Genomic DNA, 11,454 nt, shown 5'->3' on the forward strand with positions numbered 1-11,454 from the left:
AAATATTCACCCAAAGCATTCATATACCGGATAACATTCAAGCCCGGTAAAGATATTTTCCGGAGCGGAACAGACCCGGGCCTCTTGATTGAGGAGCTAAAAAGTTTTGGTGATCATAACATTATCCTTCATTATAAAAATATCCCCTCAATTGATGTTTTAATCCCTGATGAATGCTATCTATCATGGGATATAATACTCACAACCAGTCGAACTGATGATGATATTAAAGATATATTCATTTTCGTTGAAGATAATTGTGAACTCACAATCGATATTGTTGATGAATTGACCGAAGGTGATGATGATAAAGAGATAAAAAAGATTGGTGAGATACTTGTAGAAAGGCAGGTTATATCTGAAGAAGAGATAAAGAACACCCTGAACGATCAAAAACGTCTTGGAGAACTCCTTATCGAAAAAAACAAGGTTGATTACGATACCATTGAAACCGCTCTTGCGGAACAGGCCCAGATTAAAAAAACCAGGGAAAAGCACAGGGAGGAAATAAAGGCATCCAGCCTGAGGGTTACATCTGAAAAACTGGATAGCCTTGTTGATCTCGTAGGGGAACTGGTTACTGTACAGGCAAGGTTATCTCAGTTTTCATCCATCATGGATCATTCGGAACTATTATCAATAGCTGAAGAGGTGGAAAAACTTACCACTGAACTCAGGGATAATACAATGGATATCCGCATGATGCCAATAGGAACAATATTCAGCAAATTCAAACGTCTTGTGAGGGATCTTTCATCAGATCTTGGCAAAGGCATTAATCTTGTGACTGAAGGAGCTGAGACAGAACTGGACAAGACAGTCATTGACAGACTTGATGATCCGCTTGTTCACCTCATAAGAAATTGTATTGATCATGGTATAGAAACCCCCTCTGTCCGCAAAGAAAATGGCAAACCAGAGACTGGGACTATTTATCTATCCGCAGTACACAAAGGGGCATATGTTGTAATCACCATAAAAGATGATGGGGCAGGACTTAATGCTGAGGCTATCAGGGAAAAGGCTATTGAAAAGGGGATAATACAAAGAGAAGCAACTCTTTCTGAAAAGCAAATCTATGAAATCATTTTTGCTCCAGGGTTTTCAACTGCAACCACTGTTTCAAATATCTCCGGCAGAGGAGTCGGGATGGATGTTGTAAAAAGAACCATTGGGTCTCTGAGGGGATCCATCGAACTTGACAGCTTGCCAGGCAAAGGTACTGTGATCACGCTTAAACTCCCATTAACTCTCGCTATAATAAATGGTTTACTGGTATCCATCGCGGATACCAGTTATATTCTTCCCCTTGCCACTGTAGAAGAATGTGTTGAACTCACACGAGATTATTCTGATCAGTCTAAAGGTACAAATCTTCTTAATGTAAGAGGTGAAATTGTCCCTTATATACGTCTCAGAGATCATCTTAATATAAAAGGGAAAAAACCCAGTCTTGAGCATATAGTTATCACAGATGTCGAGGACAAAAGGATAGGATTTGTTGTTGATAAGGTTATAGGAGGCCATCAGACTGTAATAAAGGCGCTTGGCCCTGTTTTCAAATATGTAAAAGAGGTGTCAGGAGCAACTATCCTTGGAGATGGCAAAATTGCCCTTATCCTGGATGTTAATGCCCTGATGTTATTTAAGGAACACTAGAAAAATTGAAAACCATTGATAATAGGTTTCGTCAACAACTTAGTAGCTTAAAAGAGAGGAGTATTTTATGGCAGCAACTGAGATATTAGAAACAAACAAGTATCTGTCTTTTAAACTGGATAATGAAATCTATGCCTTTGATATTTCCCAGGTGCGAGAGGTATTGGATTATACAGAGATAACAAAGGTACCCAAAATGCCTGTCTTTGTAAAAGGCATTATTAACCTGAGGGGCGGAGTAGTACCGGTAGTGGACCTGAGGAAAAAATTCGATCTTCCCACTTCTGAAAATACAGTCAACACATGCATCATCATAATGGATATATCAATAGATAATGAAAAGACCCTTATTGGCGCGCTCGCAGATTCTGTCCAGGAGGTTATGACTATTGAACCTGATTTCATCGAACCTCCGCCTAAAATTGGAACCAGATTAGATACAGAGTTCATAAGAGGCATGGGTAAAAAAAATGATAAATTCATTATAATCATTGACATAGACAAGGTGTTTTCAGTCGGAGAGACCTATATGCTTCAGGAAACCGGAGAATATCGTGGATTTGAGGACGCTTCTCAAGAAGATATGGATAAAAATATAGATAAAAAGGAAATTAATTAATTTTAATAATATAACAGAATTATTGAAAGGAGCATAATTATGCTGAATAACATTAAAATAGGGGTCAAAATTTCAGGGGGTTTTATAATCATCCTTATCTTTATGGCAGCCGTTGCATACGTTGGATATTCCGGTATGAGAGATGTAGACGAACGTGTTTATATTTCAGACCACATGAACGAACTAACGCAGTACATGCTGGAGACAAGGTTACATGTAAACAGGTTTATAAGAAACAAGGATGGAGAACTGGTAAAAAAAGTTGATGAAAATATTAAGAAAATAAAAGAGAGATCAAATGAAGTCGCAGGGAAATTATCTGAACAGGCCGATCTGGAAAAGGTCAAGGAATTTAACACCAAGGTAGATGCTTATTATTCGTTTTTCAAGGAATACCAGGAAATCAGTAACAGGAAAGATAATGCAGTTACAACAGCAGCAAACAATGCGCTTTTGGTTATTGAAAAGGCTGAAGATTTGTCAACTAACCAGAATGCCCAGGTAATCCTAACTGACACAAATAATGTAATTCAGCAACTCCTTCAAATACGTATTGCGTTTCTCTATTACCTTTATACAAATGGCAATAAGAGCTATGCTGATACAATAGCTAAAATGGTCCCTGAACTACATGCCCTGATTACAAAAATGATTGGGAGCTCACCAGCCAATAGTTCTGTCCTGAATGAACTCAGCCGCAGTCTTACAATCTATAATGACTCCTTCTTACAAGTTGTATCCAGCATGGAAAGCCTGAATAAGGCTGAAACAGAGATGGCAAAGGCCGCTGAAGAGGCCGTGGAAATCTGCATGAAAATGATGGCTGAAATGAGAATCAAAATGAATAATGAGATAGAAAGTGCAAACAGAAACATTCTTATAGGTTTCCTTATTGCCCTCATTGTTGGTATTGTTTTTGCCTATTTTATAACCCGTTCAATAACAGTGCCTCTGGCCTTAGGAGTAGATGTAGCAGAAAACATGTCAAAGGGCATACTGCTTGATAATATCGGGGTGAATGGAAAGGATGAGATGGCCCAATTACTCGGGGCAATGGAAAAGATGGTTGCATCCTTGAGGGGCACAGTTAGTGTCGCGGAAAAAATGGCAGGAGGTGATCTTAATGTAAAGGTTAATCTGCTTTCAGATGATGATGCACTTGGGCTTGCTCTCAATTCAATGATAGAAAAACTAAGAAGTGTTGTGATGGATGTAAAATCTGCCGCAGATAATGTCGCATCAGGGAGTCAGCAGTTGAGTTCATCTTCTGAACAGATGTCTCAGGGAGCTACAGAGCAGTCAGCAGCCGCAGAACAGGCATCTTCTTCCATGGAAGAGATGTCGGCTAATATAAAACAGAATTCAGATAATGCACAGCAGACAGAAAGGATATCCTCACAAGCTGCTGAAGATGCGGAAAAAGGTGGTAAAGCCGTTGAGGAGACTGTTGAGGCCATGAAACAGATATCAAACAAAATTAATATTATTGAAGAGATTGCCCGACAGACCAATATGCTGGCCCTTAATGCAGCGATTGAGGCAGCCCGCGCCGGTGAGCATGGAAAGGGCTTTGCTGTTGTTGCCGATGCTGTGCGTAAACTTGCGGAAAAGAGCCAGGCAGCAGCAGGAGAGATAAGTAATCTTTCTACTTCAAGTGTTGAAATAGCAGTAAATGCCGGTGAAATGTTCAAAAAAATCGTTCCTGATATACGCAAAACAGCCGAACTGGTGCAGGAGATAAGCGCCTCATCAAATGAGCAGAACACTGGCGCGGATCAAATCAATCAGGCGCTTCAACAACTGGATCAGGTTATACAGCAAAACGCCTCCGCATCTGAAGAAATGGCATCAACAGCAGAAGAGCTGGCCTCTCAGGCTGAACAATTGAAAGATTCTATCGAATTTTTTAATATTGGAAATTACTCAACCTCTTCTGGCGCACAAAAGTCTTACAGGATAAATACAAATAAAAACTTGGCTGCCAAAAAAATGGAAAATAAAGCCTTGGTTGCAAAAGGAAAAATAAAACCTGTAGAGAAAGGCTTAATGCTGAATATGGGAGATGGAGATGATCATAAGGACTCATTAGATAATGAGTTTGAAAATTATTAACCCTTTCTGCCAATTATCACAATCCGATTGTGATAATTGGCAATTTTAATACAGCAGATCACACATGGATATTTTCAATCAGCGTCTCTCTCAAAACGACTTCTCCCGATTGAGTCAGTTTATATACTCCCATGCTGGCATTAAAATGCCCCTATCGAAAATTAGTATGGTAGAGGCACGGATAAGAAAACGTCTTCAAAAACTAAACATGCGAGGCTTCAGTGATTATTGTGGATATCTATTCAGTCCCCAAGGTATGGAAAAAGAATTATCCTTTTTCATTAATGCAATCACAACCAATAAGACTGATTTTTTTCGGGAACCTGCACACTTTGAATACCTCGTTCAGAAGGCTGTACCCGAATTAATTGCAAGAGAAGGGATGGGTATTAATAAACAGTTACATTTGTGGAGTGCAGCAGCTTCGAGAGGAAATGAGGCATATACGATAGCTATTGTTTTGAGTGAATTTTCAACAAAATTTCCTGGCTTTAATTTTAACTATTTTATATTGGGAACTGATATTTCAACTGAAGTTCTGGAAGCAGCTCGAATCGGAATATATAAGCATGAGGAAATCGAACCAGTACCGCTTGAGCTTAGAAAAAAATACTTTCTGAAAAGCAAAGATAAAGATAAAAATCTTGTCCGGATCGTACCCGAATTAAGAAAAAGGGTCAGATTCCGCCATCTTAATCTTGCCGATGAATTCAATCTGCGGCAATCTATGGATATAATATTTTGCAGGAATGTATTGATCTATTTCAGCAAAGAAACCCAGGAGAGTGTTATTTTAAGGCTCTGCCGAAACCTGAAACCTGGAGGATTTCTCTTTATGGGTCATTCAGAAGTGCTGAATTGTAATAATTTCCCTCTGATTTCGACAGCCCCTGCAATATATAAAAAGGTCAAATAATGAGAAATAAAATAAAGGTGCTGATTATTGATGATTCTGCCATGGTCCGACAAGTACTCACTGAGATTTTATCTTCAGACCCGGATATACAGGTAATTGGCTGCGCCTCTGATCCATATATTGCCGCTAATAAGATGAGGGAAGAGGTACCCGATGTAATCACCCTTGATGTTGAAATGCCCAAAATGGATGGAGTTACCTTTCTGAAGAAAATAATGCAGCAACACCCTATTCCGGTTGTCATTTGTTCAAGTCTTACAGGCAACAGATCTGAAACAACAATGAAGGTATTGGAATATGGTGCAGTCGAAGTAATCCAAAAACCGATATTAGGAACAAAAGATTTTTTAAGAGATTCGGCTATAAGGATATGTGACTGCGTAAAAGCAGCCTCAATGGTAAAGGTAAAAAAAATCTCCGGGACAAAAGAGATAATGAAAAAACTTACTGCTGATGCAATACTCCCCAAGCCAACAAACAGAGCAATGGAAAAAACAACCGAGAAAATCATAGTCGTTGGCGCATCAACAGGGGGTACTGAGGCATTAAGGATATTATTTGAGAGTCTCCCAATGGATTGTCCGGGAATGGTTGTAGTTCAACATATGCCTGAAAATTTTACCAAGGCATTTGCCAAACGCCTTGATTCTCTTTGTCAGCCAACTATCAAAGAAGCCAGCAACAACGACTCTGTCCTGAGAGGCCAGATTCTTATTGCACCGGGAAACCACCATATGTTGCTGAAAAGAAGCGGGGCAAAATATTTTGTTGAAATTAAGGACGGTCCTCTTGTCTCAAGACATAGACCTTCTGTTGATGTACTGTTCAGATCAGCAGCAAGATATGCGGGCAAAAATGCAATAGGCGTTATTATGACAGGAATGGGCGATGATGGCGCTAAAGGTCTTCTTGAAATGAAAGAACAGGGCGCATTTACTATCGCTCAGGATGAAGCAACATCAGTTGTTTTTGGAATGCCTCATGAAGCAATAAAACTAAATGCTGTTGATAAGGTTATTCCACTTGATAAAATAGCTGGAACAATATTACGAGAAGAAAAAGAGGAACAGTGAAATTAAAATTATTAAATATTGATCCAGAATATTTAACCATATTTGCGCAATCATACTAATAGCAGTGGACATTTTGCGATATTTCTGAAAATAATCATATATCAGCGGCACCTAAAAAATGTTACCATCTTATTGTATTTATAGTGTTTTTAGCTTTACAAGTTTTTGGCACAGATCTTGTTATAGAGAAAACATGTTTCAACAGCTCCATGTTATGCAAATAATTATTCCATAACCAAAAAAACAGGGAGATTTGAATTATGTGTGTACTCTATTACAGACCGTCAGAAAATACTGTTGCTGAAAGGCTTCAGTCTATTATCGAATTGGAACTGCTTGATCAGCTCCTTGAAGTCTTTTATTCTATTGGAGGATTAACCGAACGGATGAGTCAATCTGTAAGAGGAAACTGTGCTGCGGTCATTATGGCAAAGGATATTATTGCCCTGAAAAAACTCTTCTCACTTAGATCACTGTTAAGGGATATACGTATCATCCTTATCCTGCCTGATCACAGTAAAGGGGCAGTATCAATAGGATACAAGCTTCATCCCCGCTTTTTAAGCTATTAGGATGGGGAGGTGGGGGAGGTTGCGGTTGTACTTAAGAAGATGGTCTCACTGATGGAAGCAGATAGCAACATCAGGCATAATGTTAACAGGAGCATGAATTGATGGCGGAGCCACATCATATATTGTAAAACCCATTTCAAAGAAAAACCTGACCGGAGAAATGGTAAAACTTGGATTACTCGAGTAAAAAACAGGTTATCATAAAGATAGGCGAATTATATGCCACAGATGAGCCTACTATCATCCATACTGTGCTTGGCTCATGCGTTGCGGTCTGCATATATGATGATGAAAAAATGATAGGAGGTATGAATCACATCTTTATGCCGGGAGATAATAAAAACGATTCCTCCACACGTTATGGTGAAAATGCCATGAAATATCTAATAAAAAATATCTGTACCCTCGGGGCCAATCGTGATAATCTTGTGGCAAAGGCCTTTGGCGGCGCCCATGTTATTCCTTCCATATCCAGGGAGTTCGGCATTGGCCCTAAAATAGTAGATTTTGTTATCGATTATCTTAAAAAAGAAAATATAACTATTATCGCCCATGATTTTGGAGGTAACAAAACAAGGAAGGTCTTTTTTCATACTGACACTGGCATAGCTTATGTCAAGTTGTTATCATCTTAATATCATAAAGATAAACCTTCAAAATGAACGTGCTTTAACATTTTCATAGTTTACGTATCGGTCATTATCAAACAGTTGAGAGAAAAGAAGATGATAGAATCGAAAATAAACAGAAAATATAAAATACTCATTGTAGATGACATTAATGAAAATCTTTCTGCCCTGAAGCGTCAGCTCAGGAGACCGGACAGAAATTTTATTATGACCACCTCAGGTGAAGAGGCGTTAACCATACTTGAAAAAGAGGATATTTCCCTAATAATCCTGGATATAAAGATGCCTGGCATCGATGGATGGGAAGTAGCCAGAAGAATGAAGTCTACTGATCATCTTAAGAATATACCTATTTTATTCATTACCGCAGAATATATCTCTGATGATTTTGTTCAAAAAGGGTTTGAGGTTGGGGCAGTTGATTACATTACAAAACCCATAGAGCCGTTTCTTCTTCAATGCAAGGTGGATGTCTTTTTAAGGCTCTTTGGTCAGCAGCTTGAACTTGAAGAAAAGGAAAAGAGATATATATACCTGTTCAATCAGGCTAATGATCCCATCCTGTTTCATGATAAAGAGGGGAAAATAATAGATGTCAACAGGCGATCTGTTGAACTGACCGGTTACAGCCATGATGAATTATTACAAATGAATTTACTTGATCTTAAACCCGGATGGAAGACCTCTTTTGAAGAAAATGGTCTTCCTGTGATCCTTGAAAAGGGGAGCGCCTCGTTTGAAACCGAGATAATGAAAAAGAATGGTACAATAATCGAGGTGGAAATAAGCGCCAACACAGTCAATTACCCTCAAGAGGGTATAGTGCAGGCGGTTGCCCGTGACATAACAGAACGTAAACGCACCGAGCAGGCCCTTATCATAGCAAAAGAGATGGCAGAAGAGGCAAGCAGGGTAAAAAGTGAATTCCTTGCAAATATGAATCACGAAATAAGGACACCAATGAATGGTATTGTAGGCATACTCGGTCTTCTGGCAGACACAAATCTTGATAAAGAACAACGTGAATACCTTACACTTTTGCAGGAATCAACAGATGGGCTTTTAAGGCTTGTTAATGACCTTTTCAGATTTTCAAAACTTGAATCCGGCAATATGATCATTGAAAAGGCATTGATGAGCCTTCATCAGATTATTTCTACATGCATAGAATTTTACATGCCACAGGCCACAACAAAGGATCTTAACCTGACATGGGATGCTGATTCAAATATACCTGAACGCCTTGAAGGTGACCCTGAAATCATTCGGCAGATCATATTAAACCTTGTCGGTAACGCCATCAAATTTACAGGAAGAGGCAGTGTCCATTTGAGCGCTGGTGTGGAAAGCATAAAGGGAAAGGATGTAATTCTTCACTTCAGGGTGGAGGATACAGGCATAGGCATACCGGAAGATAAGATGACTGTTATTTTCAGGGATTTCACCCAGGCTGACGGCTCATCCACAAGAAAATACGGGGGAACCGGTATCGGGTTGAGTATATGCAGCCAGCTTGTAAAGATGCTTGAAGGGGAGCTTTGGGCTGAAAGCACTGAGGGTAAAGGCAGTACCTTTCATTTTACAGCTAAATTAAAGGTGAGATAGTATCTTTTTAATATCGCTTCCGAATACCATCCCCTCCCTTATAACAACGCATGGATCGACTGTTACATCCAGTATTGTACTACCTTTGCCACCCGCTGTGGGGCCATTATCAATGATTAGATCAATTGATGTACCAAATGAATCATAAACCTCATCTGCCCTTGTACAGGGTGGCTGCCCTGAGATGTTTGAGCTTGTGCCTGTAACAGGCCGCCCTATAGACCTTGCCAGCCCTGTAGCAACAGTGTGGCTTGAAAGCCTTACACCTATTTTAGAGGTATCTGCTGTAAGAAGCGGTGAGATGGCGCTGCCTGCATTTAAGACCAGTGTGAGCCCCCCTGGCCAGAATGCGTTAATGAGTTTAACTGCCTGTTCAGGGATATCAGCTACATACTTCTTAAGCTCCTCCTTTTCAGGAAGGATTATCAGTATGGGGTTATGCCTGTCCCTCTGTTTAAGGGAGAAGAGTTTTTCTATGGCCCTGTCATTTTGAGTATCAACGGCAAGGCCGTAGAATGATTCTGTAGGAAAGGCAACCACACCGCCTGATAATAAGACATCCCCTGCATGTTTAAGTGCCGACTTATTTGACTCTAAAGAATCGATCTTAAGGATATTTCCTCTTCTACCTACTCTTTCCAACTTGCTGCCTTTTCCACTGTCTCTTTTGTAAGGTTTTCACGGAAATTCTTTAGTGTAGCAGCAATCTCAGGATATTTGAGCGCCAGTATCTGGGCCGCAAGTATTGCGGCATTCTTTGCACCGCCCTTGCCTATGGCCACTGTGGCGACTGGTATTCCGGGGGGCATCTGGACAGTGGAAAGCAGCGCATCCATACCCTGGAGCACGGATGAATCAATAGGCACGCCTATTACCGGAAGGGTCGTATGAGCAGCTATCACACCTGCCAGATGGGCAGACCAGCCAGCGCCTGCTATGATCACCTCTATGCCCCTCTCCATGGCTGTTTCAACATATTCCTTTGTCTGATAGGGGGTCCTGTGGGCAGATGTGATCTTTACCTCATAGGGTATATTAAGCTGCTTTAGCTGCTCCATACTGCCCCTCATGATTTCAGCATCCGATGTGCTTCCCATGACTACTGCAACAAGAGGTTTATCATTCACCATATATAATCTCCTTATATAAAAATCTATTTCGATACCAGGCACAAGGCACAGGGCGCAAGGTGCAGGGGATAAAAACGCTTTTTAACATTTATTTATCTATATTAAAACATTTTTTCAAGTATCAGGGGAAAGGGTTTTTATTTAAAAAATGGCTTAAAATCAAGTTTTAAACCTTTTTCAACAGACTTGTTGTTTTTTTATTTATAGCAGGAATATCCTGATATTTTAGCCCAGGCCTTATGCAACCTTATATTCAATCTTGACACAGTGCGTTTATTGCGACATTGTAGGGGCGAAAATTTTTTCGCCCCTGTAATACAAAAATTTACACCTGTTTACTTAATAAGTGATATTTATGTCCAAAAAAAAGAAAAAAAATGATGCCTTCAACCCGGCATTTGAATCCTTACAAAGGATTGTTAAAGAGGCCAAGTCAAAGGCGCCCATAAAAAAGATAGAAAAGATGCCTGAAAAACCTGTCATACATGATGAGGACTTTTTTATAAATGCCATGTCAGATGTGTCGCCTATCTCTGCCCCAAAGGGTGAAAAGGTAGCGCCTTCGGGCAAAACAAAAAAACCTGCCCACAAGGTATCTGATGGCGATGATGAGGTTATTGCCCATCTGCAGAGCCTTGTTGCAGGTTCCATTGATATGGATTTTACCTTCAGTGATGAATACATGGAGGGGGCGATCAGCGGCATAGGCAGGAACACCATGCGAAAACTAAAAAGAGGTGAGCTGCCTGTTCAGGCACATATAGACCTGCATGGTTTAACAAAAAAGGATGCGGAAGAGGCGGTCAGGAGATTCTTGATAACAAGCCATTACAGGGGATTAAGGTGTGTGCTGATTATCCATGGAAGGGGGCTAAATTCCCCTGACAGTATACCAGTGTTAAAGGAGAGGCTGCCAGTATGGCTGAACCGCGGCCCTGCAAGAAAGATAGTAATGGCCTTTTCATCTGCCCAGCCTTATGACGGCGGTACAGGTGCGATCTACGTACTTTTAAGAAAATGATATTAACCGCGAAAAACGCGAAACACACGAACAAAAGCGATTTATTGTTTTAAAAATATAAAACTTTTCGTGTATTTCGTGTATTTAGTGGTTAAATAATTTTTCTTTTTTCGCGTCG

Annotated in this window: 11 protein-coding genes; 9 read left to right on the top strand and 2 right to left on the bottom strand. The window is 40.1% G+C overall.

Going from position 1 to position 11,454, the window contains the following annotated elements:
- The 8 genes from GX654_21205 to GX654_21240 form a co-directional block, all read left to right on the top strand.
- On the top strand, positions 1-1,659 hold a 1,659-nt coding region (locus GX654_21205; GenBank protein NLD39382.1), incomplete at its 5' end, for a chemotaxis protein CheA.
- A 67-nt stretch (positions 1,660-1,726) separates the two neighbouring features.
- On the top strand, positions 1,727-2,278 hold the full coding sequence (locus tag GX654_21210; protein NLD39383.1) for a chemotaxis protein CheW: 552 nt from the start codon (positions 1,727-1,729) through the stop codon (positions 2,276-2,278).
- 744 nt (positions 2,279-3,022) lie between these two features.
- Positions 3,023-4,390 (top strand): HAMP domain-containing protein, encoded by a 1,368-nt coding sequence (locus GX654_21215; GenBank protein ID NLD39384.1) that lies wholly within the window; start codon positions 3,023-3,025, stop codon positions 4,388-4,390.
- Between the two features lie 64 nt (positions 4,391-4,454).
- Positions 4,455-5,306, top strand: a complete 852-nt coding sequence (locus GX654_21220; GenBank protein ID NLD39385.1) for a methyltransferase domain-containing protein — start codon at positions 4,455-4,457, stop codon at positions 5,304-5,306.
- A complete protein-coding gene (locus tag GX654_21225) occupies positions 5,306-6,379 on the top strand; it encodes a chemotaxis response regulator protein-glutamate methylesterase (GenBank protein ID NLD39386.1) in 1,074 nt (357 codons plus the stop codon). The genes GX654_21220 and GX654_21225 overlap by 1 nt, the downstream gene beginning before the upstream one ends.
- Before the next feature lie 260 nt (positions 6,380-6,639).
- Positions 6,640-6,951 (top strand): hypothetical protein, encoded by a 312-nt coding sequence (locus tag GX654_21230; protein NLD39387.1) that lies wholly within the window; start codon positions 6,640-6,642, stop codon positions 6,949-6,951.
- A gap of 170 nt (positions 6,952-7,121) precedes the next feature.
- The gene (locus GX654_21235) at positions 7,122-7,586 is read left to right on the top strand and encodes a chemotaxis protein CheD (protein ID NLD39388.1); all 465 of its coding nucleotides are present in this window, start codon (positions 7,122-7,124) and stop codon (positions 7,584-7,586) included.
- A 90-nt stretch (positions 7,587-7,676) separates the two neighbouring features.
- The gene (locus GX654_21240) at positions 7,677-9,185 is read left to right on the top strand and encodes a response regulator (GenBank protein ID NLD39389.1); all 1,509 of its coding nucleotides are present in this window, start codon (positions 7,677-7,679) and stop codon (positions 9,183-9,185) included.
- Here the strand turns inward: GX654_21240 and GX654_21245 are convergent.
- Positions 9,171-9,827 carry a threonylcarbamoyl-AMP synthase gene (locus GX654_21245; GenBank protein ID NLD39390.1) on the bottom strand — a complete coding sequence of 219 codons (657 nt, stop codon included), beginning with the start codon at positions 9,825-9,827 and terminating at the stop codon, positions 9,171-9,173. The two genes, GX654_21240 and GX654_21245, sit on opposite strands and share 15 nt — an antisense overlap.
- Complete coding sequence (gene purE / locus GX654_21250) at positions 9,815-10,330, bottom strand: 5-(carboxyamino)imidazole ribonucleotide mutase (GenBank protein NLD39391.1); 516 nt, start codon at positions 10,328-10,330, stop codon at positions 9,815-9,817. The genes GX654_21245 and purE overlap by 13 nt, the downstream gene beginning before the upstream one ends.
- Positions 10,331-10,670: 340 nt before the next feature.
- Between purE and GX654_21255 the strand changes: the two genes are divergently transcribed.
- Positions 10,671-11,336 (top strand): DNA mismatch repair protein MutS, encoded by a 666-nt coding sequence (locus GX654_21255; protein NLD39392.1) that lies wholly within the window; start codon positions 10,671-10,673, stop codon positions 11,334-11,336.
- The last annotated feature ends 118 nt before the right edge of the window (positions 11,337-11,454 follow it).

The organism is Desulfatiglans sp. (assembly GCA_012513605.1).
In the GTDB taxonomy this organism is placed as follows: Bacteria; Desulfobacterota; DSM-4660; order Desulfatiglandales; family HGW-15; genus JAAZBV01.